Source organism: Neobacillus cucumis (assembly GCF_002860255.1).
GTDB lineage: Bacteria > Bacillota > Bacilli > Bacillales > Cytobacillaceae > Neobacillus > Neobacillus cucumis_A.
This window is the reverse complement of sequence record NZ_PGVE01000107.1, coordinates 1-25,311: the sequence shown is the minus strand read 5'-3', so window position 1 is coordinate 25,311 and position 25,311 is coordinate 1. Positions and strand designations below refer to the sequence as shown.

General features: G+C 38.9%; 20 protein-coding genes. 14 read left to right on the top strand and 6 right to left on the bottom strand.

Annotation, left to right across the window (positions count from 1 at the left end):
* Window positions 1-26: 26 nt before the first annotated feature.
* The 5 genes from CVD27_RS26825 (at window position 27) to CVD27_RS26805 (ending at window position 5,278) form a co-directional block, all read left to right on the top strand.
* Entirely contained in the window at window positions 27-2,306 is a 2,280-nt protein-coding gene (locus tag CVD27_RS26825; RefSeq protein WP_101652223.1) for a glycoside hydrolase family 127 protein, read from the top strand.
* Between the two features lie 46 nt (window positions 2,307-2,352).
* Complete coding sequence (locus CVD27_RS26820) at window positions 2,353-3,348, top strand: LacI family DNA-binding transcriptional regulator (protein WP_101652222.1); 996 nt, start codon at window positions 2,353-2,355, stop codon at window positions 3,346-3,348.
* Between the two features lie 41 nt (window positions 3,349-3,389).
* Window positions 3,390-3,980 carry a YesL family protein gene (locus CVD27_RS26815; RefSeq protein ID WP_180960468.1) on the top strand — a complete coding sequence of 197 codons (591 nt, stop codon included), beginning with the start codon at window positions 3,390-3,392 and terminating at the stop codon, window positions 3,978-3,980.
* A gap of 184 nt (window positions 3,981-4,164) precedes the next feature.
* Window positions 4,165-4,878 (top strand): DsbA family protein, encoded by a 714-nt coding sequence (locus tag CVD27_RS26810; protein WP_101652217.1) that lies wholly within the window; start codon window positions 4,165-4,167, stop codon window positions 4,876-4,878.
* Entirely contained in the window at window positions 4,871-5,278 is a 408-nt protein-coding gene (locus CVD27_RS26805) for a disulfide oxidoreductase (protein WP_101652216.1), read from the top strand. Before CVD27_RS26810 ends, CVD27_RS26805 begins: the two co-directional genes overlap by 8 nt.
* Window positions 5,279-5,356: 78 nt before the next feature.
* Here the strand turns inward: CVD27_RS26805 and CVD27_RS26800 are convergent, their stop codons facing one another.
* The 3 genes from CVD27_RS26800 to CVD27_RS26790 form a co-directional block, all read right to left on the bottom strand.
* Window positions 5,357-5,443 carry a YjcZ family sporulation protein gene (locus CVD27_RS26800; protein ID WP_101652214.1) on the bottom strand — a complete coding sequence of 29 codons (87 nt, stop codon included), beginning with the start codon at window positions 5,441-5,443 and terminating at the stop codon, window positions 5,357-5,359.
* Window positions 5,444-5,612: 169 nt separating this feature from the next.
* A complete protein-coding gene (locus tag CVD27_RS26795) occupies window positions 5,613-5,879 on the bottom strand; it encodes a glutaredoxin family protein (RefSeq protein WP_101652212.1) in 267 nt (88 codons plus the stop codon).
* A gap of 97 nt (window positions 5,880-5,976) precedes the next feature.
* The gene (locus CVD27_RS26790) at window positions 5,977-6,423 is read right to left on the bottom strand and encodes a Dps family protein (RefSeq protein ID WP_101652210.1); all 447 of its coding nucleotides are present in this window, start codon (window positions 6,421-6,423) and stop codon (window positions 5,977-5,979) included.
* A 375-nt stretch (window positions 6,424-6,798) separates the two neighbouring features.
* Here CVD27_RS26790 and CVD27_RS26785 point away from each other — a divergent pair, with 375 nt between their 5' ends.
* From CVD27_RS26785 to CVD27_RS26765, 5 genes are all read left to right on the top strand, one after another.
* Window positions 6,799-7,395 carry a cell wall hydrolase gene (locus tag CVD27_RS26785; protein ID WP_101652208.1) on the top strand — a complete coding sequence of 199 codons (597 nt, stop codon included), beginning with the start codon at window positions 6,799-6,801 and terminating at the stop codon, window positions 7,393-7,395.
* Between the two features lie 253 nt (window positions 7,396-7,648).
* The gene (gene gabT / locus CVD27_RS26780) at window positions 7,649-9,022 is read left to right on the top strand and encodes a 4-aminobutyrate--2-oxoglutarate transaminase (RefSeq protein WP_374703110.1); all 1,374 of its coding nucleotides are present in this window, start codon (window positions 7,649-7,651) and stop codon (window positions 9,020-9,022) included.
* 37 nt (window positions 9,023-9,059) lie between these two features.
* Window positions 9,060-10,481, top strand: a complete 1,422-nt coding sequence (locus CVD27_RS26775) for an NAD-dependent succinate-semialdehyde dehydrogenase (protein ID WP_142384149.1) — start codon at window positions 9,060-9,062, stop codon at window positions 10,479-10,481.
* A gap of 121 nt (window positions 10,482-10,602) precedes the next feature.
* Complete coding sequence (locus CVD27_RS26770; RefSeq protein ID WP_101652200.1) at window positions 10,603-11,811, top strand: acyl-CoA dehydrogenase family protein; 1,209 nt, start codon at window positions 10,603-10,605, stop codon at window positions 11,809-11,811.
* Window positions 11,812-12,037: 226 nt separating this feature from the next.
* Window positions 12,038-13,162: an HAD family hydrolase gene (locus CVD27_RS26765; protein ID WP_101652198.1), complete on the top strand. Its 1,125-nt coding sequence runs from the start codon at window positions 12,038-12,040 to the stop codon at window positions 13,160-13,162.
* Between the two features lie 762 nt (window positions 13,163-13,924).
* On the opposite strand, the gene serA is transcribed toward CVD27_RS26765, so the two are convergent.
* Window positions 13,925-15,541 carry a phosphoglycerate dehydrogenase gene (gene serA, locus CVD27_RS26760; RefSeq protein WP_101652196.1) on the bottom strand — a complete coding sequence of 539 codons (1,617 nt, stop codon included), beginning with the start codon at window positions 15,539-15,541 and terminating at the stop codon, window positions 13,925-13,927.
* A 353-nt stretch (window positions 15,542-15,894) separates the two neighbouring features.
* Here serA and CVD27_RS26755 point away from each other — a divergent pair, with 353 nt between their 5' ends.
* A complete protein-coding gene (locus tag CVD27_RS26755) occupies window positions 15,895-17,190 on the top strand; it encodes a homoserine dehydrogenase (protein WP_101652194.1) in 1,296 nt (431 codons plus the stop codon).
* A gap of 67 nt (window positions 17,191-17,257) precedes the next feature.
* Window positions 17,258-18,166, top strand: a complete 909-nt coding sequence (gene thrB / locus CVD27_RS26750) for a homoserine kinase (protein WP_101652192.1) — start codon at window positions 17,258-17,260, stop codon at window positions 18,164-18,166.
* A 7-nt stretch (window positions 18,167-18,173) separates the two neighbouring features.
* Here the strand turns inward: thrB and CVD27_RS26745 are convergent, their stop codons facing one another.
* Together CVD27_RS26745 and CVD27_RS28445 are read right to left on the bottom strand one after the other, a co-directional pair.
* Window positions 18,174-20,705, bottom strand: a complete 2,532-nt coding sequence (locus CVD27_RS26745) for a putative bifunctional diguanylate cyclase/phosphodiesterase (protein WP_257984502.1) — start codon at window positions 20,703-20,705, stop codon at window positions 18,174-18,176.
* Between the two features lie 106 nt (window positions 20,706-20,811).
* The gene (locus CVD27_RS28445; protein ID WP_180960467.1) at window positions 20,812-20,955 is read right to left on the bottom strand and encodes a hypothetical protein; all 144 of its coding nucleotides are present in this window, start codon (window positions 20,953-20,955) and stop codon (window positions 20,812-20,814) included.
* Window positions 20,956-21,112: 157 nt separating this feature from the next.
* Between CVD27_RS28445 and CVD27_RS26740 the strand changes: the two genes are divergently transcribed.
* Both CVD27_RS26740 and CVD27_RS26735 read left to right on the top strand, forming a co-directional pair.
* Window positions 21,113-21,865: a glucose 1-dehydrogenase gene (locus CVD27_RS26740; RefSeq protein WP_101652188.1), complete on the top strand. Its 753-nt coding sequence runs from the start codon at window positions 21,113-21,115 to the stop codon at window positions 21,863-21,865.
* A 97-nt stretch (window positions 21,866-21,962) separates the two neighbouring features.
* A complete protein-coding gene (locus tag CVD27_RS26735) occupies window positions 21,963-25,211 on the top strand; it encodes a BTAD domain-containing putative transcriptional regulator (RefSeq protein ID WP_101652186.1) in 3,249 nt (1,082 codons plus the stop codon).
* Window positions 25,212-25,311 lie beyond the last annotated feature (100 nt).

The window sequence follows — 25,311 nt, the reverse complement described above, 5'->3', positions numbered from 1 at the left end:
TATCAATCTACTGAAGGAGAATACATATGGGAAATGTGACATTATTAAATGGTATTTTTAAAGAGTCCCAAGAAAAAGGAAAGGAGTACTTGATTTATTTAGACGTTGACCGGCTAGTGGCTCCTTGCTATGAAGCAGCCTCACAAACTCCTAAAAAACCTCGTTACGGCGGCTGGGAATCGACGCTAATAAGTGGTCATTCGATCGGTCATTGGCTTTCCGCGGCTGCTACTATGTACGCAGTTACGAATGAAGAAGAATTAAAACATAAAATCGATTATGCCATCAATGAGCTAGCCTATGTGCAAAGCCTTGATGAGAGTGGATATGTCAGCGGCTTCCCTCGGACATTCTTTGATAAAGTCTTTACAGGAGACTTTACGGTGGAGAATTTTAATCTAGCAGGCGGCTGGGTCCCTTGGTACAGTATTCATAAAATTTATGCAGGACTTATTGATGTATATATTTTAACCGGTAACCCAAAAGCACTAGAAATTGTAACTAGACTTGCAGATTGGGCTAAAAAAGGGACAGACAATCTGTCTGATGAACAGTTCCAGCGGATGCTAATTTGTGAACATGGCGGTATGAACGAAGCAATGGCTGATCTTTATTGGATTACAAAAAATGAGGATTATTTAGAACTTGCCATTCGGTTTTGCCACCAAGCCATTTTAGATCCTCTGGCAAATGGTGTGGATGAGCTTGAAGGGAAACATGCGAATACTCAAATTCCAAAAGTAATTGGGGCAGCTAAGCTTTATGGAATTACTGGGAATGAAGACTACAAGAACATGGTCATCTTCTTTTGGAATGAAGTAACAAAAAATCGCTCTTATATTATTGGTGGAAATAGCATCGGAGAGCATTTTGGTCCTATTAATAAGGAAACATTAGGGATCACAACTGCCGAGACTTGTAATACATACAATATGTTGAAACTAACAGAGCACTTATTCCAATGGAATCATCACAGCGAATATATGGATTACTATGAAAGGGCCCTTTACAATCATATTCTTGCCTCACAGGACCCTGATTCAGGCATGAAGACCTATTTTGTCTCTACACAGCCAGGTCATTTTAAAATCTATTGTTCTCATGACAATTCCTTCTGGTGCTGTACCGGGACAGGAATGGAAAATCCGGCTCGTTATACAAGAAATATCTTTTATAAAGAAAATGAGGATTTGTTTGTTAATTTATTTATTGCTTCGGAATTAGAACTGGAAGAGGAGAAAATAAGACTAAGACAAGAAACAGATTTCCCAAGATCCAATCAAGTAAGGATATATTTTGATGAAGCGGACGAAGCCTTCCTAAATGTCCACATCAGGGTTCCTAATTGGGTGAATGGGGACATGGCCCTCTTGGTAAATGGTGTCCAAACGGATGCAATTGTAAAAGATGGTTATCTTTTGATAAGTAGAGATTGGCGTACAGGAGATACAATTGAATTTGCACTTCCTATGGAAATCCATACTTATACAGCCAAAGATAATCCAACAAAAATTGGCTTGATGTATGGTCCAATTGTCTTAGCCGGAGCGCTTGGAAAAGAGAATTTTCCAGAAAGTGATATCCTAGAGGATCACTTAAAGTTAAATAATTATCCCCTAATTGAAGTACCGAGCCTTGTTGCTGATAAGGATCGTCTGACAGAGTGGATAAAGCCTGTGGAGGGATTACCTCTAACGTTTGAAACAAAAGAAGTCGGGCAGCCTGGGAATAGGAAAGTGACCCTTATTCCGTTTTACAGTCTGCATCACCAACGTTATACGTTATATTGGAATTTAATGGATGAAGAGACCTATAAAACCTTCGTAGATAAAGAAAAGGATGACTATGAAAAATTAAGAGCAATCACCATTGATGTTGTCCAGCCAGGTGAACAGCAGCCTGAGATTGAACATGGTATTCAAAGTCATAACTCTAACACCGGTTATTTAAATGTGGTAGAAAGATCGTGGCGTGATAGCCGTGGTGAAGGATTCTTTGCCTATACAATGAAGGTGGAGCCGGATAAGCAAATGTACTTGCAAACCACTTATTTTGGCCGTGATAAGACTCTTTTTGCAGATGGTAAGAAATTTGAGCGGGACTTTAGTATTCTCATTAATGGACAATTAGTCGCTATTCAAAAACTTGAGGGAAATCATTCCGATGGTCTTATTGATATGAACTATGAGATCCCATTAATGCTTACAAAAGGAAAAGAAAAGGTAGAAGTAAAATTTCAATCAAATGAAGGAAAGGCAGCAGGCGGGATTTATGGAGTAAGAATAGTAAACGCTCCTTTGACTTAAGAATTTTATAAAAACTTATCATGGGAACGAATAGTGGAGGAGCACTATGCGGGTTACAATTAAGGATTTAGCAAAATATTGTGGCGTTTCACCAGGTACAGTAGATCGAGCTTTAAACAATCGGCCAGGTATTAAAGTTAAGACTAAGAAGAATATTTTAGAGGCTGCTAGATTATTAAATTATCGGCCTGATTTAACCGCCAGGAGTCTTGTAAAAGGTAGAACAATGACTCTTGGCATTGTCCTATTTGATTTGTATAACCGATCGTTTGCACAGCTTTTAAATGCGGTCGAGTTAAAGGCAAGAGAACTGGGCTATCATCTATACATTGCATTAACCGACAAGGATTCTGAAAACGAAAAGGAATGTTTGGAATATTTAGTCAATCATAAGGTGGATGGTATAATTTTATTCACCGTCAATCAAGGTAAGGAGTTTGAAGAGTATCTACATAGTTTCTCTACACCTATCATTACGATATTCAACTTTTTATCTGACCATTGGGAATATGTAGGGATTCAGGAAAGGAAATCAATGAGGGATGCAGCAGATTTTATTATCAAACGGGGATATAAGAAATTCATTTATATCTGCCCTCCCCTTAAATACCTTGGAAAATCAAATATATATACCCAGGAAGAAAGATTAAAAGGATTTTTAGAAGGTTTATCCATGAATGGGATTGTGGAGCCACCATTAATAATTAACCATAATAATTATCTTGAACAGTTAAAAGAGCTTGTATTTAATAAAGCTGAAAAAACAGCCATTGTTTGTTCTTGTGACCTATATGCTCTTGAAGTGATGAATTACTTGAAGGATAAGGGACTAAAGGTCCCTGAAGAGGTTGGACTTATGGGGTACGATAACATAGATGTTTTAAAGTACGTTAATCCGAAGTTAACCACAGTGGAATATCCGGTTGAAAGTATCGGATTTAAAGCGGTAGAAAGTTTGGTTCATAAAATTGAACATGGTCACTTTTTAACAGAAAAATCCAAAACTCTTGATTATAAAATCGTTGTAGGAGAATCTATTTAAACTTCACAACCTTAAAACTTTATTAGAATTGGGTGGTAGAATTGAATATAGTAGATAGTAGATTTTATGCTGTAGTGGATCGACTTTCTAATCTTTTTATCCTTAATATCTTTTGGGTTCTTTCTTGCCTTCCTATTGTCACGATTGTACCTGCAACAACCGCCATGTTTAGTGTGATACGGCAATGGCAATTGCATCAGGATACAAGTGTAGTTAGAAATTATTTTCGGTATTTTAAGGAAAACTTTAAACAAAGCTTTTTTATAGGTCTAATTTGGACGGCCATATCATTATTATTGTATTTAAATTATTTTTACTTGAATCAGGACCAAACGGGTGCCAAAAATCTAATATTGCTTCCTTTGTTATTAACAACGTTATTATTTGCAGGTACATCTGGCTATTTGTTTCCTGTCATGTCCCATTATGATGTTACTTGGAAACAGGCGATAAAAAATTCCTTCTTCATGGCGATTGCAAACTTCCCGATTACCCTAGCCATTCTTGGGGTGTTTGGCTGCCTTTTTATCGTATTAATGTATCTGCCTGCCCTTACTTTAATTCTTTTTAGTATAGGTGCGTATATCAATTTTTACCTATGTAACTTAGTATTTCGAAAAATAGAGAGATAAGTGCAAAATAAATGAAACAATACTGAGGATAAAAGCATTCGCCAATTGGATGAATGCTTTTATTAAATTATTCCTGTTGTCTGCCTATACACCTGTCTTTTTTCTTTGCATTATAGGTTCAGTTTAGTTACATTTAAAAGTAAAGGATGATGAAAGTAGTAGTGAAAAATAAAGGAGTTTAATTATGGCAAATAAAAAGAAAAACGAGAAAAGTGGAAGTAATTCTTCAGCGAAGTTTACCTTTTGGGTAATCGGATTAGTGGTTGTCTGTATTGCAGCTTTTATATTTTTAGGTAACCATAACAAAAAGCAAGAAAATACTGAAGCGAATACGATTGACTATTCCAACCAACCCTATCTTGGTGAAAAGAATGCACCCGTGTCGATTATTGAATTTGGCGATTATAAATGTCCTAATTGCAAGAACTTTGCGACCAACGTAGTACCAATCATTGAAAAAGAGTTAGTTGATACAGGTAAAGCCAAATTTTATTTTATGAATGATTCCTTTATTAATACGGATTCGATCCGATCAGCAAAATTTGCAGAATCGGTTTTTAAGGAATTGGGAAATGAAACGTTTTGGAAATTCCATGAACTCCTTTATAAAAAACAACCAAATGATTCTAAGTATGAAAAAATGGATGTCTTTACGGAAGAATTCTTAATTAACACGTTGAAAGAAGTAGCTAGTGATAAAGACGTGGATAAGGTTGTGAAAAATTTTCAATCAAAGGACAGCGATGCTGCCTGGGACAAGGATATGAAGTACGCGGAAAAATTAGGTGTAACCGGTACCCCAACCATTTTTGTTAATGGGGAGATGTTTAAAGGTCAAACCATCGATGATTTAAAAAATATGGTAGATAATGCGGCGAAGGGGAAGAAGAATGAATAAGCCTTTGCTTCTATCGTGGATTGCAGCGATCATCGCTACACTTGGCAGTTTGTATTTTAGTGAAGTGCTGCACTTTATTCCTTGTACCCTTTGCTGGTACCAGCGAATCTTTATGTACCCCTTAACCATTATTTTGGGAGTAGCATTTTACCGGAATGATCAGGGGATTTACAGATATGTTCTCCCGCTGTCGATAATCGGAATGATTGTTTCGGGGTATCATACCTTATTGCAAAAGCTCCCGTATTTACAGCAATTCGAAATGTGTACAACCGGTGTTCCGTGTTCTAAGGATTATATAAACTGGCTTGGGTTTATAACCATTCCATTGTTAGCATTTATTGCTTTTACCATTATTACAATTAGTTTATTTATTCTTGCACGCCGGCAAAGAGCTTAATGTAAACAAAAAAGGAGCGAAAAAACATCAACGTTTTTTCGCTCCTTTTGCTTATCTTAGAGATGGTTTAATCTAAAATTAGTACATCCAAGATGCACCAATGATGATTAAAAGAATAAACAATACAACAATTAACGCGAAGTTATTGTGGTGTCCGCCGCTCATTAAGATCCACCCCCTTTGTTGAATTATTATAATTTATGAAGGAGGCACGTAAGTTGAAAGGGACAAGTGCTTAGAATATAGAAAAAATTAGACAATATTATGTTAGTTCTAAAAAAGGAGGCCAGAAAAGGCTGATCCACATTTGTGATGGATCAGCCTTTTCTATTGCTTAATTTTTAATTGTACTGTGTTCTGTTTCCACTAGCCCGAGAAGTTTGTTGAATTTTTTCTCCTGGAAGCCAAGTACAAGTTCTCCGTTAATAAAAGTTGCAGGTGTTGCATAGATTTTCCGCATCTTTAGCTGTTCTATATATTCATTATGTATGGAAGCATTGCGTTCCTCAAATGGAATCCCTTTTTCATCAAGGAAGGATTTGACCTTTTCACAATACGAACATCCATTACTGCTGTATACAATTACTTCATGTTTTGCCACTAATATTCCCCCGATAATTTAAAACAATGCTTAATCAAGAATATTATAAATCAAATAAGATAGAAAAAGTCCAACAATAAGTTGTTGGACTAATTCATTAAAGTGACTTTCCTAGGAAAGCAGTTAACATCCATACATGTTTTTCTAACCCAGAGTGAATAGCCAAAAGCATGTCTCCAGTTGTTTCGTCATCAACTTCTCCAGCAAGGCTCATACCTTCTTTTAATTCTCCGATAATAATTGAGAAGTCATTGATAATCGATTGAACCATTTCACTAGCTGATTCACTCCCTGCAGCTTCCCGAATCGATGAAAGTTCGAGACATTCCTTCATAGTAGCCACAGGATTACCGCCAATAGCTAATAATCGCTCTGCTAATTCATCAACATGAAGTCCCGCTTCGTTATAGAATTCTTCAAATTTTGCATGCAGAGTAAAAAATTGATCACCTTTTACGTACCAATGATAGTTATGTAACTTCATATACAATACGGACCAATTGGCAATTTGCTTATTAAGTACACTGACTAACTGATTGTCCATGCTTGGAAATCCTCCTTCATTTGAGCTTCCATACTATTATTACCTGAAATGAAAAGGAAATCCTGCTCATTTCAAGGAATTTCGTGGCAATTTAGTGAAAATTCAACTGTGAAACGCCTTCTTTGAAGTTTTGTATCAATAAGTGATGTTACAATGTTGAAACCTTCTGTAAGAATTGAACTGTATTTTCCCTATAATGGATGTTTTTGGATATTTTTGTTTCATGGATAATATTAACTTATTCTAGTTTAATTGTTTAATAGCAAGGGATAGGAGGCTTAAAAATAAATTGCTAAATTTTGGACCATGAACAGAAATATTACATCTGATAGCCTAATAGTAGACAAACAAAACGACTACTAGGAGGAAAATTAAATGAAAAAATTAAAAAAACTAATAGTAGCCGCTGGATTAATGTTATCAATTTCAGCATTTACTTTAACCAATCAAACAGAGGCAGCAACAACAACTCACAAAATACAATATGGTGAAACTTATTGGAAAATTGCAAAAGGCTTTGGTATTCCGGTGAATAATTTAATGAATGCAAATAATAGTAAAGCACTTATTGCAGGTCAAAATATGTTATTACCAAACTCTCCATACACAGCAGCAGAAAAAGACTTAATGGCTCGTCTCGTTCGCGCAGAGGCAGTGGGTGAACCGTATGCAGGGAAAGTGGCTGTTGCTACAGTGATTATTAATAGAATTAGAAGTGCAGATTTCCCTAATACGGTACGTGGTGTAATCTATCAAATTTCAAACGGACATTATGCATTTACACCTGTAGAAAATGGTCAAATTAATCAGCCTGCTGATTATGCTTCAAAACGAGCGGTAAACGAAGCTATTGCTCTAACAGGAAAAGGAAATGGTTCGTTATTTTTCTACAATCCTAAAACATCTACAAGTTCTTGGATCTTATCGCGTCCAGTGACTGTGACCATTGGAAATCACAGGTTTGCTCGATAATTAGTATTTGTTAAAAAATAGGTTTTATACAAAGCAGCGAAATTCAATTCATTGGATTTCGCTGCTTTTTTATGCCAAATTACATAAAAATTAGGACTCTCTTTACGAAGTATGAAGATGTTGAATTAATTATCAGAAATTTTAAAGAATCTTCATAAAATGTAAAAGGAAAATTGTTCTTTGCATAGAAAAAGAACAAGGGGAGAGTTTCAATTTCCTGGGTTTTATTTATAAGTAAAGGGGGAGTACGATATTGGAAAGGAAATTTGTTAAGCTCCAAACAGAAATACCCGGACCTAAATCGAGAGAAATCTTGGAGCGGAGAAATAAATTTGTCCCAAAAGGAATCTCAAACAACTGCCAATCCTTTGTAAAAAAAGCTCAGGGAGCATTGGTAGAAGATGTCGATGGGAATCATTATATTGATTTTGCCGGGGCCATCGGAACCTTAAATGTCGGTCACTCACATCCGAGAGTGGTTCAAGCGTTACAAGAACAAGCAAGCCAATTTATCCATACAGGTTTTAATGTCATGATGTATGAATCTTATATTAATTTAGCAGAACGGCTTTGCGAGCTTGCTCCCGGTCATTTTGACAAGCAGGCAGCTTTCTTCAACAGTGGTGCAGAAGCTGTTGAAAATGCGGTCAAAATTGCTCGAAAATATACCAAACGTCAGGGAATTGTTTCGTTTACACGGGGATTCCATGGAAGAACGTTAATGACCATGACGATGACTAGCAAGGTCAAACCTTATAAGTATGGATTTGGACCGTTTGCTCCAGAAGTATATAAAGCTCCCTATCCGTATCTATACCGATGTCCGGAAGGGATGACTGAACAGCAATATAGTGGAATGATAATTGAGCAATTTGAACAGTTTTTAGTAGCAGAAGTTGCACCAGAAACTATTGCAGCAGTAGTGATGGAGCCTGTACAAGGGGAGGGAGGCTTCATTGTTCCTGATAAAGCTTTTGTAAAGCGGGTAAGAGAAATCTGCACACAACATGGAATCATGTTTATTGCTGATGAAATTCAATCTGGCTTTGCTAGAACGGGAAAATACTTTGCCATTGAACATTTTGATGTCGTTCCGGATTTAATTACCATCTCGAAATCAATGGGGGCTGGAGTTCCAATCAGCGGGGTAATTGGCAGAGCCGAAATCATGAATACCCCTGAAATCGGTGAAATTGGCGGTACCTATGCAGGCAGCCCGCTCGGATGCCAGGCAGCGTTAGCTGTTTTAGATATTATTGAAAATGAACAGCTCAATGATCGAGCGAGAAAACTAGGCGAACGGGTCCTTGAAAAAATGCGGCTCCTTGCTGATCGCTTTGAAGGAATTGGCGATATCCGAGGACTAGGGGCAATGTGTGCAATGGAAATCGTTAAGGATCGCAAGTCAAAGACACCTGATAAAGAAGCTGTAGGGAAAATTGTCAAGGCAGCGGCGGAGCGCGGTCTCATGCTGCTAAGTGCTGGTATCTATAGCAATGTAATCCGTCTGCTCATGCCATTAACGATCACAGATGAGCAGCTTGAAGAGGGTCTGCAAATCCTTGAAGAAGCAATCGAAGCCGTTTATCAAAATAATAATCCGGCACTTTCAGTTGGAGGAGAATAATATGGATATCCTTAAGCAAAATGATCAAATTTATCCCATGTATTTAAATGGGGAATGGGTTGGCAATGATTACAAGGTATTTACAGATATCATTAACCCTGCCACAAAGGAAATTATAGGTGCTGTTCCAACAGGTGGGGCATACGAAGCAGAGCAGGCTGTAAATGCTGCCCATAAAGCCTTTAAAAATTGGTCGAAACGGACAGCGGAAGAACGCTGTCAGCTTTTAATGAAATGGTTTTATTTAATTGAACAAAATAAGGAAGAAATTGCGCGTATTATGACCATCGAGCAAGGAAAGCCGTTAAAGGAATCACTAGGTGAGGTTTCATATGCCAATGGCTTTATCTCCTGGTATGCCGAAGAAGGGAAGCGGGTGTATGGAGAGACGATTCCTGCCTCTCACCCGAATAAAAGAATACTAGTGAGAAAAGAACCTGTTGGTGTAATTGCAGCCATTACTCCGTGGAATTTCCCGGCGGCGATGATTACGAGGAAAGTCGCTCCAGCCCTTGCAGCAGGATGTACGGCAGTGGTGAAACCGGCCAACCAAACCCCTCTTACTGCGTTAAAAATGGCGGAATTAGCACATGAAGCGGGCATTCCGGCAGGAGTAATTAATGTTATTACAGGGCGCTCTTCGGAAATTGGCGAGGTATGGTTAAAAGATTCGCGTGTAACCAAAATAACGTTTACCGGCTCCACCGAAGTAGGAAAAACATTAATGCGCGGGGCAGCAGAGAATGTCAAAAAGGTGTCACTAGAACTTGGCGGGAATGCTCCTTTTATTGTGATGGATGATGCGAACCTTAAGAAGGCTGCAAGTGGCCTAGTGCAATCGAAATTCCGCAATGCTGGTCAAACCTGTATCTGTACTAACCGGGTATATGTACAGGAAAGTGTGGCGGACGAATTCATTCAGCTTTTTCAGGCAGAATTAGAAAAGCTTAAAGTCGGCAATGGACTAGAAGACGGCACCGATATCGGTCCATTAATTGATAAATCTGCTTATAAAAAAGTAGAGTCCTTGGTGCATGATGCGGTTAAAAAAGGTGGAAAGGTTGCATATAGCGGTTTAAAGCCGGCCGATGATAAAGGTTATTTCTATGCTCCGACCATCCTGACTAATATTAATGATGAGATGGAATGCATGAGAGATGAAATTTTTGGTCCGCTTGCTCCGATATCCACGTTTAAAACAGAGGAAGAAGTAATTGAACGGGCCAACAACTCTTGCTACGGGCTGGCCGCCTATGTCTATACAGAAAATTTAAGCCGCTCTTTTAGAGTTACAGAGCAGCTTGAGTATGGGATTATTGGGTTAAATGATGCCCTGCCATCGGTAGTTCAAGCTCCATTTGGCGGGTATAAAGAAAGTGGTCTTGGCCGAGAAGGCGGACATTACGGAATTGAAGAGTTTTTAGAAGTGAAGTATATATCCATTGGATTAGATTTTTAATAAGTTTTTTAATATGGGCCAGTGAACATTCAGGGCATTCATTGTCATTGATAGTTTTCACTGGCTTTTTTATAGGGGAGATTAAAAGTTTCTGCAAAATGTTATTCGAGGAGGAGTGGTTATGGATTTTTCATTAACGGATGAACAGAAGAGTGTACGTAAAGTAGTAAGGGCATTCGTCGACCGTGAGATTATCCCATATATTAAAGAATGGGATGAAAAAGGTCATTTTGAGACAGGAATACTTAAACGCTTAGCTGAGCTTGATTTAATGGGAGTCTGTATTCCAGAGGAGTATGGCGGTGTGGGCATGGACTATAACACTCTTGCGATTGTCTGTGAGGAATTGGAACGAGGCGATACGGCTTTTAGGACGGCTGTGTCTGTTCATACTGGATTAAATAGTATGACCTTATTGCAATGGGGCACAGAGGAGCAGAAACAAAAATATCTGTTTCCACAAGCACGAGGAGAAAAGGTCGGCGCTTTTGGGTTGACAGAGCCAAATGCCGGTTCGGATGTGGCAGCCATGGAAACAACAGCAGTAAGAGAGGGAGACTTTTATATTTTAAATGGCTCGAAGACTTGGATTTCATTATGTGATGTGGCGGACAACTTTTTAATTTTTGTCAAAACAGACCCAAATGCTAAACATCGTGGTATTTCCTGTTTTATTGTGGAGCGCACTTTTGATGGAGTTTCAACTAAGGCGATCAAAGGAAAACTCGGGATTCGCGCGGGTAATACAGGTGAAGTATTTTTAGAGCAAGTGAGAGTTCCTGTTGAGAATAGGTTAGGTTATGAGGGGGAAGGGTTTAAAATTGCCATGTCGGCGCTTGATAATGGACGTTTTACGGTTGCAGCGGGGGCTTGCGGGACGATCATGGCATCTCTTGAGGCAAGTGTGAAATATTGTGAGGAACGGAAAACCTTTGGAAAGGAGATTGGAAGACATCAGCTTGTTCAGCAGATGCTAGCTACAATGTCCGCGAATTTAGAGATTTCTAGATTGCTGGTGTTAAAAGCAGGCTGGTTAAAGAATAATGGCAAACGAAACACGCAGGAAACATCTTTGGCCAAGTGGATTTCCTGTGACGCCGCATATGAAGCAGCTAATGACGCCGTTCAAATACACGGGGCCTATGGTTTCTCAAATGAGTTTCCGGTGGAGCGTTATCTGCGTAATGCTAAAGCGCCGGTCATTTATGAGGGGACAAGAGAAATCCATACCATTATGCAAGGGGAATACGCGCTAGGATATCGGGAGGATAAGCCATTGCGTAAAATGCTCCCATCATGGCCTTTTGCGGAGAGTTTGATTAAAGGATAATGGAATGGCTGAATGCCGTGTGCTTCTTAGAATTGAGCGCACGGCATTTTTGTTTTTAACGGCGATGTTGGAAGTGAGTTACCAACTTTTGTATAATTATTTTGTGATTTCAAACCAAAAAATGTCCCCCTTTTTTAATAAATGAGGTCAAAGGTCTTCAAATTATTATTCCTGCTGTGTTACGATAACGTATAAAAGCAAACTGAGAATTGAGGGGATTGGGAAATTGATTAATACCGTTTTATTTGACGTTGATGGGGTGCTTTTAAGCGAAGAGCACTATTTTGATGCATCAGCCCTGACTGTTTGGGAGATGTTGATTAGCCGGAATTATTTAGCCCTTGCACCAGAACAATTTAAAACCGAATATACGGAAGAAGAAATAAAGCACATCAGGAAAGAGGTTTTCCAACACGATCTCGTTCTGAAATTTATGAAATCCCGAGGCTTAAATGCAAACTGGGACATGATTTACCTATCCTTTAGTCATCAGCTTATCCATCTCTTATCACAAATTAAAGATGGTGAGTCTGCTAAAATTAACCAGTGGCTCACGAATCCAATTAATTACGAAACACTAAGAGACATTGGCAAGGTGTTACGTCAATATCAGGTAGAACTAGAATTTAGCTTATTCGTGGAAGAATTCTCCCGGTCTGATGCGACAAAGCAGGAACTGCTGAATTACTTAAATGTCCTGGCTAAAGAGAAGCTTGGGGTTGAAACAACCATTTTCCAGAAAGGGGAACTTTGGTCCATTTGTGAACATGTGTCACAAGAATGGTATGTGGGTGATGAAAATGTTCTTGCATCAACGGGCAGACCATCCGTTCAAACCGGAAAAAAGGGATTCCTTGCAAAGGAGACAACCCTTGCCCCTTCAAAGGAAATTGCTGATTTATTTCAGTACCTGACATTGTCTGGGATTACGATTGGAATTGGTACCGGCCGGCCGGATTTAGAAACCATTCAGCCCTTTAAACATTTAGATTGGCTTCAGTTTTTTGATGAAAATAGAATCATCACCGCTGATGAAGTTGCAAAAGCAGAACAAGAGCTTACTGAGCCGAAGTCGTTATCCAAGCCGCATCCGTTCACCTACATTATGGGGCTAAAAGGAAAAGGGACATCTTTTAAAGAATGCATCAATACTCCGCTTCCAATTGATCATGGGGAAGAAGTATTGGTTGTGGGTGATTCATTAGCGGACCTGCTTGCTGCTAGACAGTTAGGCTGCCAGTTTGCTGCCGTCTTAACAGGTCTTTCCGGAAAGGATGCAAGGCAGGACTTTGAAAATCATAAAGCAGATTATATTCTAGATTCGGTCCTCGATATTAGAACCATTTTATAATCAAAGGCTATTTTCGCATAAATTGTTGTTTTTCGTAAAAGTTATCGACCCGTATTACTATTTGCATCGTGGCATCTTTTCGTAAGATCCTTTGCAAAAATTGTCCTGAAACATAGTAAATGGTCCTTTATAAGTTCTAAAAACAACAAAGTTTACGAAAAGAGCCTAATCAACAAAAGGAATGGCTTTGCACAACGGGTTCCGTTCCTTATCGCAAATTTGCACAGGAATATGCAAACCAAAATGTAATCCCCTTTTTGCATTATAAAATGTAGGGCAATTTGTAAGGCAAGAGAGATTAAAATACATTAGAAAAAGCAAGGGTTTATACCCTTGCTATTTTTGCTTTTAATAGCTAATTCTTTGGATTGCCAATTACGAAGTTTGCAAACCGTTTCCGCCTTCTCCGTATCGATTTCGTATAGGTATGTGAATTCATAGGCGGAGAATTTCCTGCTAATGTATATAGGGGAAGCTTAAGAAGCGGATATAAACGGAGATATTCCGATTAGCTGCTCTAAATAAGACAAAATCCAAAGATTTGGATAACATAAACGGAAAAGCTCCCCTTATTTTTAAGGAAATATGGGTATTTCCCAATTTAGCCGGAATTATACCGTTTATTTTTTATACACAGTGAACTGCGGTGCTAGGTCATTTTGCAATACATTTTTAGTGTTTGCGATAGTTAACGGAACCCGTTAGGCTTTGCACCATTCCCTTTTCCATATAAAGATTAGATGCTTTCCATTCTCTCAAGCTCTAACGTCTTTCACGAGCCGCATCAACGGTTGCTAGCTCTAGAACTTGTGCTTCTTGTAGTCCGTCGATTAATTTTAAGACTTTAATGACATTCGCACTTAACGTTCTATCCAAGGTTAAAACCATGATTGCTTCTCCGCCAACCTCCGTACGTCCCACCTGCATCGTTCCAATATTGATATCATGGTCACCCAGCAGGGAACCGACCTTACCGATCATGCCTGGTACGTCACGATGCTTAATGTATAATAAATATTTTTCCGGTCTCACATCAATTCGGTATTGATTAATTTTGAGAATTCGCGCTCCGTATCCATTTAGTACGGTAGCTCCAATCTTGGCTGTTTCTTGTCCATTAGAAACACTTAATTCCATATAATTCGCAAAGCCCTTATTAGTCGGATGTTTAACGACATTATAGGAAACACCCTGTTCTTTTAACAAATGCAGCGCGTTAATTAGATTAACGGAATCACTTAAATGATAGGATAAAATCCCTTTTAATAGAGTACGTGTTAGTAATTCCGTATCTTCCTCTATTAAATTCCCATAATAATTGATTTCAATATTGGACGGTGCCTGTTTGTTTAATAATTGAATGACAAGCTGCCCCATTTGATCACCCAGTAATAAGTATGGCTGGAGTTTTGCTTGAGTTTCGCCTGACATTTGCGGCATATTAACGGCATTTTGAATGGATTGCTTTTCAAAAATCTCAATGATTTCAGCACTAACTTCTTCTGCTACCTTTTCTTGAGCTTCTACCGTCGAAGCCCCAAGATGCGGCGTGACAATGATATTTGGATTTTGCAGCAATTCTGCATTGGCAACCGGTTCTTTTTCAAATACATCAAGCGCAGCACCTGCTACATGTCCTGATTGAATGGCTTTAACTAAAGCTTTTTCCTCAATAATTCCACCGCGGGCACAGTTGACGATCCGCACGCCTTTTTTGGTTTTGCTTAAGTATTCTTCGTTGATAAGTCCTCTTGTATCGTTGGTCAGCGGTGTGTGAACGGTGATGAAATCAGATTCATGGGCAATAATATCAAGGCTTGCTTTGGTCATACCCAATTTCTTAGCGCGCTCTTCCGTTAGGTAAGGGTCAAACGCTAAGATATTCATGCCAAAGCTTTTTGCCCGTTTAGCTACTTCTGTACCAATCTTTCCCATCCCAATGACACCGAGTGTCTTTTTATATAATTCCACTCCTTTAAAGGAGCTGCGGTCCCATTCTCCGGCTGCTGTTTTTTGATGGGCTTGAGGGATTTTTCTTGCTAAGGATAACATCATCGCTAACGTATGTTCAGTGGCAGCCATTGTATTAGCACCTGGGGCATTAATTACAATAATCCCTTTTCGTGTTGCTGCATTTATTTCTATGTTGTCGACTCCGACACCTGCTCTGGCAATTACACGAAGTTTGTCTGCTGATAAAAGTAATTCTTCAGTCACTTTTGTTTGGCTTCTCACAATCAACGCATCATAATCCCCGATGACCTTCTTTAACTCTTCTGTTGGCAGGGTTGGCTGCCTTTCAACCACAAAATTAGGATGATCTAGTAAACTCTTTAAACCAGTATGGCTAATTCCGTCAGTTACCAATACTTTGTACATGATCGATTCCTCCTGTGTTTTTAAATAAAAACGTCCCTCATAACAGACAGGGTTGTCTTGTTATGAGGGACGTGAATTGAACGTGTTGCCACCCTCGCTGTTGAAATTGAATGAATATAGGGAATATTCTACATCCCTTCTTTCATTTTTGTAAAGAGATAAACTGAAAAAATTCTCGTTTAATTCAGAAAAATTTTACAAGTTTAGTTCAACCCATTTACAGCACGGCTTTAAGCGGTTAGAGTATAAGAAATAGGAAATAAATCTATTGTAAAAAAGTAAATAGAGTCATATAATGTCTACTATATAAAAACAATTGTACGCTTCAGATAGACATTACAGGAGGGGAAAGCATGGAAGCAATCTCAATTGGACTATTAGGCTTAGGCACAGTAGGTTCTGGCGTAGTCCAAATAATAAAAAATCACCAAGATAAATTAATCCATCAAGTGGGGTGTCCGGTTGTTATTAAAAAAATTCTTGTACAAGACGTAAACAAGAAAAGACCGGTCTATGTTGACCCCGATAGTTTAACATCCAATCCGGAAGAAATTCTTTTCGATAAAGATATTGATGTTGTAATAGAGGTAATGGGTGGAGTACAGGAGACAAAAGATTATTTATTAACAGCCCTCAGACAAGGAAAGCATGTTGTAACTGCTAATAAAGATTTGATGGCTTTACACGGTTCAGAATTGTTAACCGTTGCTTCAGAATATGGCTGCGATTTATATTATGAAGCCAGTGTTGCTGGAGGTATTCCGATTTTACGGGGATTGGTCGATGGACTTGCTTCTGATCGGATTACACAAATGATGGGTATCGTTAACGGTACAACCAATTATATCTTAACCAAAATGAGTAATGAAGGCCGTTCCTATGATGAAGTTCTAAAGGAGGCGCAAGCGCTGGGCTTTGCTGAAGCAGACCCTACTTCTGATGTGGAAGGACTGGATGCAGCGAGAAAAATGACCATTCTTGCAACCCTTGGTTTCTCGATGCATATCGATTTAGACGACGTTAAAGTCAGCGGGATTTCCAACGTGACAGAAGAAGATTTACGTTATGGGAAACAATTAGGATATACAATGAAATTAATTGGTTTTGCTCACAGGGAAGAGGAAAAAGTTGAAGTAAGTGTTGCACCTACCTTTTTATCGAATAATCATCCGCTTGCCTCTGTGCAAAATGAATATAATGCCGTTTATGTATATGGGGAAGCAGTGGGTGAAACGATGTTCTATGGCCCTGGGGCAGGAAGTCTGCCGACAGCAACGTCTATTGTTTCAGACTTGGTTGGGGTAATTAAGAATCTAAGGCTTGGGGTGAATGGTAAGAGCGCTGTTACTCCTCAATATCCGAAAAAATTAAAGGAAAACGAAGAAAAGTTTTCTAAATATTTTTTACGAATTCATGTGCAGGATGAAGTAGGGGTTTTCGCCGATATCACAGCGATATTTGCCAAATATGGTGTAAGCTTTGAAAAAATCTTACAGCTTCCGATTAAGAAAAATGAAACATCTGAAATTGTCCTAGTGACACACAAGGCTTCGTTAACAAATTATGATAAAATTATCCTTGAGTTATATGATTTACATGCTGTAAAAGAAATAAAAAGTGCTTATCGAGTAGTAGGAAAATCATTATGAGATGGCCAGTATTACCAGAAAAATTTGATCAATCAATAACAGAACATATTCGGGGAGTTGTACACGAATGACATTCAACGACCGCATGATGATTAAGGTACCTGCCAGTACAGCGAATCTTGGCCCTGGTTTTGATTCAATGGGTCTTGCACTTGATTTGTATCTGACCTTAGAAATAGAGAAAAGTAAAGAGTGGTATTGCTACTCCTTATGTGAGGAGTTAAAGGACTTCCCAACGGGTAAAGACAACTTTATCGTCAAGGTTGCTCTTAAAACAGCAGCACACTATGGTGTGGAGCTGTCTCCTTGTAAAATCAAAGTAGAGAGTAATATCCCATTAGCAAGAGGACTTGGTTCTAGTGCATCGGCTATTGTTGCTGGAATCGAGCTTGCAGACACTGTAGGCGGTCTCCAGTTAACGAAACATGAAAAGCTCCTCCACGCGACAGATTGGGAAGGTCATCCCGATAATGTAGGAGCATCTATCTATGGAGGACTTGTCATTGGCTGTTATCAGGAAAAGGATGTAGACATGCTTTCATTTACGAACCTTCCAATCGAGGTAGTTGTTCTTATTCCGGAAGAAATCCTTTTAACCAAGGCATCTCGGGATGTATTGCCAAATGCCTACACTCGTCAGCAGGCAATTGAAGCCTCTTCAACGGCGAATTTATTAATTGCTGCCCTGTTATCTCAGAATTGGGAGCTTGCAGGAAAAATGATGGGGAAGGATCGTTTCCATCAGCCATATCGCAGGTCTCTTATTCATGGCTATGATGAGATTGAACAAACGGCTAAGGCAAATGGGGCATTCGGGGTAGCATTAAGCGGGGCAGGACCGACGATGATTTGCTTTACTGAAAAGGGAAAAGCAGAGGGGTTAGTAAAGGCCCTGGATGCAGGATTTCCTTCCATGAGAGCAGTTAAGCTTTTGATCGATTATACTGGCAGCAGTGTGATCGAATTAGTGAAATAAGGGCAGCTTATGAGCTGCCCTTTTCAGTGTGCCTGAAGTCAGGTGGATTTTTTTGTCCTTCATAATTGCTAAGAAACTGTTCGAAGTCAGAACTGCTTAATGCCTTACTAAATAAATACCCTTGCATCAAGACGCAATTTTTTGAAAGCAAAAATTCCTTTTGATGCTCTTTTTCCACACCCTCAGCAATCACATCCAAATGAAGGCCGCGGGCCAGACTAATAATCGCCTCAGGTATTTCTGTATTTTTCAAGTCCTCGTTTATATTTTGGATAAAGGATTTATCGATCTTTAAGGTGTTAATCGGAAGATCCTTTAAGTAACTGAGTGATGAATAGCCTGTTCCAAAATCATCTATTGAGATGGAAATGCCTTGATCTTGAAGTGTTTGAAGGGATTGGACAATTTCAGCCGAATTATTTAACAGGATGCTCTCAGTGATCTCTATCTCAAAATTCTGTGGCGGGAGATTTTTATCAATAAGAATTTTTTTCACCGTCTGAAGCATGAGTTCTGGTTCCAGAAATTGACGAGCTGAAAAGTTGACTGAGACCGATAAAGGGTGTGAACGTGATTGGTTCCATTTGCTCACTTGTTCACAGGCCTTTTCCATCACAAGTTCCCATAGGGGCTGGATAAAACCTGTTTCCTCCGCAATGGGGATAAAAATGGCCGGTGAGACATTTCCAAATTCCTCATCTGTCCATCTTATCAGAGCTTCTACACCAAAAACTACTTCAGTATCCACTTTCATTTTAGGCTGATAAAAGACATCAATCTTTTTATGTTCAATCGCCCTTCTTAGATGGGCTTCAAGCCGCGGTCTATCAACATCAGAATGCATCGATTTTTCGGAATAGAAGATGGCTTTATTCCCACCGTTCTTTTTGGCATTGTACATCGCCATATCTGCATAACTGATTAATGTTTCCATATTTCTTGTTTGCTCTGGATAACGGCTGATCCCTATACTGGCCCCAAGATAAAATTCATTCCCCTCAATCGTGTAAGGGCTTTTTAGGGTTTCAATTAATTTTTCAGCAACAGCCTTGGTCTCGTCTTGGTCATGGTTACGAAGCAGAATAATAAATTCATCTCCGCCTTGCCTTATGATGAGACTTCTCTCGGAATCCAGACTGTTATTAATCCTAATGGCAATTACTTTTAAGAGTTCGTCCCCTTTAGTATGTCCATAGGAATCATTTACTTGTTTAAAACGATCCATGTCAATAAACAAAACGGAGACAGCTTCCCTATTTTCAACTGCTTGATTTAAAATGCTGCTTAATTTTTCTTGTAAAAATCGTCTATTTAAGACCCCAGTTAAAGGATCATGGTTCGCCTGATACTCTATTAGTGCTTTGCTGTGCTGCAAGTCCTCCACATATTGATGTAAATCCGTTGACATAGCATTTACATTTTCAGTTAGAAGGCCTAATTCATCTTTTCGTTTTAAGAGTAAATGCCTCCCGAAGTTTCCTTGCGCAATTTCATTGACATGTTCAACAATATAACTGATTGGCTGGGTAATTGAACGGGAAAAGATTAAACTTACTACAAAAACGATGAGCATGATGGCAAGTGAGAGGAGAATATGCATAAATAGTTCATGTCTAAGTTCATCTTGAATAAGCCCATAATTATAGACAAGCCCAATAACAAAGGGCTGCCCTGATTTAGGGAAAACCGGAACAAAGGTTTTTAATACATTTTTCTTGTTAAGGGTGTCATTGTATGACTGAACTTTTTTAGTATTAACTGCCTTCTTAATGTAGCTGGTATCCGTCTCTATATTGCGATATCTATAACTGCCATACCAAATGGGCCTTGCTGAAATGCGAATATAACTATTTCCGTTTAAATGAACAACCTCACTCTTTTTACCGAAGTTTTTGGGATTAAAAACAGATATTTCTAAAATGCCTTGTTCCTTTGTATAAGCTTCAATGATTTTCCCTGGACCAAATCGTTCTTCAAACTCCAAAACTTCGTTATCACGAAAATAAGGATTGATAATATAGTTTGTAGTACCATCAAAATAATAGCCCCATTTATCAATATGGTCAGGATTGGAGGATGCAATTTCAATCGGGCCAGACCAATAGTGCGGTAATGTTAACCCCTTTCCTACATTGACAGGTTTTAGGGCCAACAATTGTTGGTAGGCTTCATACCAATAGCCCCAGCCTTTTGTTGACATGTTGATTTCTTCAGGGTCAGATGAACGGACACCAATAATATCGCCCGGAGTTTTGGCTAATAAGGTGATGTGAGATACACGGACCTCTTTCGCTAATTTTTTTAGTTGGACATTCGTAATCTCCTGGAAGGTTGGAGGAAGAGATTGTTTGATTGCAAGGGATGCAATTCTCAAGTCTCTCCCCAGAATATTCTCTACATATAATGAACCCTCTCTTGTTTTTTCCACCTGGAACGAAACTTCATTTGTAATCACAGAAATTTCTCGTTCGTTATATTCTAGCAGCTGGCTTTTCGACCAAAAATAATGAAAGGTATTATTCGCTAATAAAATAAACAAAACTAGCAGAAAAAATATCAAGGGTATTTTTTTCTTAATGGACAATGATGCCACACTCCAGTAACTGACTTTAGAGGTGCTTATAACTGCCTTGAAAATAAATTAATTACCCTTTTATCCCATGCAGCCATTCCTGGTAGCATTCATCACATAGCGCTTCATCTCTTTCCTCGTTCATAGAAACAAACGGGACATAATGCAATTGTCTCTCCTCAATTTCCTCCGTACAATAGAAGCATTTTTCCGCCATAGTCAGCCTCCTTTCAAAACTACTTTTTCTGTAGTTTTTTCAGGTTAAGGGGATTTATTACTTGGAAAAATTACCCTCATAAACCAAAAGCTTTGTTTCCATTTTCCTAAATATGCTATAAAGATAAGGCAGGAGCCTATATAAGGAGGAATATGAGATGGAATTTTTAAATAAAGTCGTCATCGTTACAGGAGCGGCGAAAGGGATTGGCCGTGGCGTTGCAGCAGAGTATGCCGATAGAGGAGCAAAAGTTGTTTTGGCAGATGCTGATTCAGAATCAGGTGCCCAAACCGAAGCTGAAATTCGAAGTCAGGGTGGTGATGTCCTTTTTATTAAAACAGACGTTAGAAGTGAAAAGGACATTATCCATCTTTTTGAATCAGCAAAACAAACATATGGGAAAGTGGATATTCTTATTAATAATGCCGGAAAAGGTATATTTAAATCACCATATGAATTAACGATAGACGAGTGGGACGATGTCCTTAACACGAACCTGCGCAGTGTGTTTCTTTGTTCTCGAGAAGCTGCACAGTACATGCGTAAGAATTCAACTGGCGGTGCAATTGTGAATATCGCTTCCACCCGTGCCTTAATGTCAGAGCCGAACTCCGAAGCGTACGGTGCATCAAAAGGAGGAATTGTCGCGATTACACATGCGCTTGCTGCGTCATTTAGCAATGATCGAATTACGGTAAATGCCATATCTCCAGGATGGATTCACAATGGCGATGAGGGTGAGCTTTCAAAAGCGGACCATGAACAGCATTTATCAAAAAGAGTAGGCAAACCTAGTGATATTGCCAGGGCTTGTCTCTATTTAACAAATCCCTCTAATGATTTTGTAACGGGTATAAATTTAGTTGTCGACGGTGGGATGACTAGAAAAATGATTTATGTAGAAGAATGACCAATTCATTTTTACTTTTCAAAAGGTGCTTACTTTGCTTGTTCTAAATATGGTAAAATAGTGTAAATATTATGAAAAAGAGGAAGGAGGGTTTAAGTTGAAGCAGCCGATTATTCAATCAAAACTACGCATTCCAGTTGTTAAGGATGAGTTTATTAGGAGAGCCATGCTTACTCGAAAATTGAAAGCGATTCCTGAGTACCCTTTGACCCTCCTTCATTCCGGTGCTGGTTTTGGTAAAAGTACGGCCCTAGCCTTATTTTTAAGAGATGAAAAGCTTCCGGGATGCTGGTATTCCATCTCATCTATGGATGACGATATCCTGACCTTCCTTTCCTATCTGGTCAAAACGATTCAGGAGATGGATCCTTCGTTTGGAATAGAATTATCCTCCTATATTAACAATTTGGACCGTTATATTCGGGAAGAGGAATTAGGTATTTTATGTTCCCTTTTTATAAATGAGATTCTAGAATGTAAGCACGAGATTACCATCATTTTGGATGATTTCCATCAAATTGAACATTCCTATACGATTAATAGTTGGATGGAAAAACTACTTGAACATATTCCACCTAATTTACATATGGTCATTTCAAGCCGCAGCCGCCCGGGGTGGAGGTTTTTAACAAAAATGAAGGTTTGCGGGCAATTGTTAGAAATAACAAGGGAAGATTTAGTTCTTACGTTGGAGGAGATGGAGTTATTATTAACCGATCTTTACGGTTTAGAGATTGAGCCAGAATATTTACAATCCATTTATGAAATAACAGAGGGCTGGATCATCGCTCTATGCATGATTGCCACACAAATACCATTACAAAAGGACAAACCTAAAATTTTTAAACATTCCTCTCAATCTCTCCAGGATTTTTTTCAGTATTTAGTCATGGAAGTCTTTTCAAAACAGCCGCCAATGATTCAACAGTTCCTCGAACAAACCTCGATTTTTGAGGAAATGGAGGAAGAAATTTGTGATGAAGTAATTGGAATACCCGGATCCTCAACCTTACTTAATCAAATTATAGACCGCAATTTATTTATTCAAAAGATTGGCCCTGCCCAATTTCGCTATCATGCCTTATTTAAAGAATTCCTTGAAGATATATTTCAAAAAAATAATCCATCTGCCTATATAGCTCTTCATGAGCGCTGTGCCCGCTATTATGAAAGAAAACAATTATGGGAGAAGGCGCTATATCATTATAAAAAAATTAATCACCATAAAGCCATCTGTTCCATTTTACAAGAAAATGGTCTGAGGATGCTGGAAAATGGAAAATTGGAAAGCTTGTACGATCAATTAACCATTCTTTCCGAAGCGGAAATGGAACCCTATTATATTCTATGGTATTTAAAAGCGGAAATCTATCGCTATCGTTCCCACTATCAAGACGCAGAAGAATGTTATGATAAGGCTTTTGCCGGTGCTAAAAAAAATCAAGATCACTTAGGAATGAGCATAGCACTAAAAGGAAAAGCCCAAATATACCTGGATACCATTCAGCCGCACCAAGCGGAACGACTTTTATATGAGGCGATTTTCCATCGGGAAAAATGCACAGAATCACATGGTGAAAAAGGGAAACTATATCAATTGCTATCTGAAAATCTACTAAACTCAGGTAAAGCAAAAGAGGCGGAAAAGTGGATCCAAAAAGCAAAGGAAGCAAAAGCATCTGACCCTGATGGAAATTTAGAGGCTAGATTGTACTTAAGAACGGGGCGATTTGAGGCTGCTAAAAAGACGCTTTTTATAAACAGGGAAGAACTAAAGGCTTCAAACATAAATACACTCCCTCAATCCCATCGGGAAACGGATTTATTGCTTTCCTTAATCGAAGCTTTCAATGGAGAAGGTTTAAAAGCAAAGGAACTTGCCCAAGCGGGGATTCAGCAGGGGATAAGTTATAAAGCCCCTTTTGTGGAAGCATGCGGCTGGATTCGTATGGGGCATGCTGTTCAAATATTAAATAAATATGATTCTAGTTTGGCAGAGAACTGCTATCAAACCGCGTTAGAAATCATGGAGCAGCTTCATATAGACCGAGGAAAAGCGGAGCCTCTCATGGGATTGTGTATTTTATACGGGACAAGGGGAGAACTTGAGAGGGCATTAGAGGCAGGCCGGAAAGCACTTCAGGAGACTGAAAAGGTCCATGATGTGTGGCTGTCAGCGCTGATCACTCTTTGTTTGGGAATTGTCTGTATTTATACTGAACGCAGACATAAGGCACAAGACTTTTTTGGAAAAGCAGCTGCTCTCTTTGAGCAATGTGAGGACTCCTATGGACAAATGTTAGGTAAGTTTTGGCTGGCATATCTTTTTTATTTAGAAAAAAAGAATGATTGGTTTAAAAAGATGATCAATGAATTTTTAAATCTAGTACAAATTCATGATTATGAATTCTTTTTCCATAAACGGTCTGTATTTAGTCCAAGGGATTTACAAATCTATGTGCCCTTATTAAATGAATGTATGAAAGAGGACATCCAATCACCTTATGTGAGGAAAATTCTTCAGGATATGGGGATCACCGCTTTTGATTCACATCCAGGTTATTCTATTCGTGTCCGGACTTTAGGACAATTCAAACTATGGATTGGTGAAAAAGAGGTAGGAGAAAGAGACTGGCAAAGAGAGAAGGCTAAGGAGCTGTTTCAATTACTCATTACGGTCAATGAATTAATGGCAAAGGAAGAAATTATTGCGCTTCTTTGGCCTCATCAAGACAAAAAAAGTGCGGACCGTGATTTTAAGGTGGCACTGAATTGCCTTCATAATGTCCTTGAGCCGAACCGTAAAGCACGGGCAGCTCCCTTTTTTATCATTAGAGAGGGGATGTTTTATGGGTTGAACCCGCATGCAGTGATAGAGATGGATACCACTCTATTTAAAGAATTGATTGAAGATGGTTTAAATGAAGTCCATCCTGATAAGGTTATTCCCATTCTAGAGAGAGGATTAGCCTTTTACCAAGGGGATTATTTGCCTGACCGTCGTTATGATGATTGGTGCATTAGTAAAAGAGAGAGTATGGCTGTTTATTTTTTACGAGGTGCCGAGAAGATGGCACAGTTAATGGTTCGTCGGGAGAAATATGACGCTGCGATCAATTGGTGTCAAAAAATCTTGGAGCGGGATCGAATATGGGAAGAGGCCTACCGCTTATTAATGTACTGTTATTATCGGAAAAATAACCGGCCGCAAGCGATGAGGTGGTACAAAAAATGTACTGAAGTCTTAGAGGAAGAACTAGGTGTAACCCCCTTAGAGCCGACCAAACACATGTATCAAATGATCATTGAATCAGAACGGATTTTAAATTCGATTGAACAGCCTTAAATTTGGGCTGTTTTTTTGGTCTAGGAAATTATAGATTTACAACTTTTGGATAACTTTTTACAGGTTTAGAAACGTCCAGCTTCAGCGCCTAGCCCCTCGA

Bases quoted from the DNA above. Each gene is read 5' to 3' on its own strand.
- CVD27_RS26825 (WP_101652223.1), top strand. From the start codon at position 27: ATGGGAAATGTGACATTATTAAATGGTATTTTTAAAGAGTCCCAAGAA.
- CVD27_RS26820 (WP_101652222.1), top strand. From the start codon at position 2,353: ATGCGGGTTACAATTAAGGATTTAGCAAAATATTGTGGCGTTTCACCA.
- CVD27_RS26810 (WP_101652217.1), top strand. From the start codon at position 4,165: ATGGCAAATAAAAAGAAAAACGAGAAAAGTGGAAGTAATTCTTCAGCG.
- CVD27_RS26805 (WP_101652216.1), top strand. From the start codon at position 4,871: ATGAATAAGCCTTTGCTTCTATCGTGGATTGCAGCGATCATCGCTACA.
- CVD27_RS26800 (WP_101652214.1), bottom strand. From the start codon at position 5,443: ATGAGCGGCGGACACCACAATAACTTCGCGTTAATTGTTGTATTGTTT.
- CVD27_RS26790 (WP_101652210.1), bottom strand. From the start codon at position 6,423: ATGGACAATCAGTTAGTCAGTGTACTTAATAAGCAAATTGCCAATTGG.
- CVD27_RS26785 (WP_101652208.1), top strand. From the start codon at position 6,799: ATGAAAAAATTAAAAAAACTAATAGTAGCCGCTGGATTAATGTTATCA.
- CVD27_RS26775 (WP_142384149.1), top strand. From the start codon at position 9,060: ATGTATTTAAATGGGGAATGGGTTGGCAATGATTACAAGGTATTTACA.
- CVD27_RS26770 (WP_101652200.1), top strand. From the start codon at position 10,603: ATGGATTTTTCATTAACGGATGAACAGAAGAGTGTACGTAAAGTAGTA.
- serA (WP_101652196.1), bottom strand. From the start codon at position 15,541: ATGTACAAAGTATTGGTAACTGACGGAATTAGCCATACTGGTTTAAAG.
- CVD27_RS26755 (WP_101652194.1), top strand. From the start codon at position 15,895: ATGGAAGCAATCTCAATTGGACTATTAGGCTTAGGCACAGTAGGTTCT.
- thrB (WP_101652192.1), top strand. From the start codon at position 17,258: ATGACATTCAACGACCGCATGATGATTAAGGTACCTGCCAGTACAGCG.
- CVD27_RS28445 (WP_180960467.1), bottom strand. From the start codon at position 20,955: ATGGCGGAAAAATGCTTCTATTGTACGGAGGAAATTGAGGAGAGACAA.
- CVD27_RS26740 (WP_101652188.1), top strand. From the start codon at position 21,113: ATGGAATTTTTAAATAAAGTCGTCATCGTTACAGGAGCGGCGAAAGGG.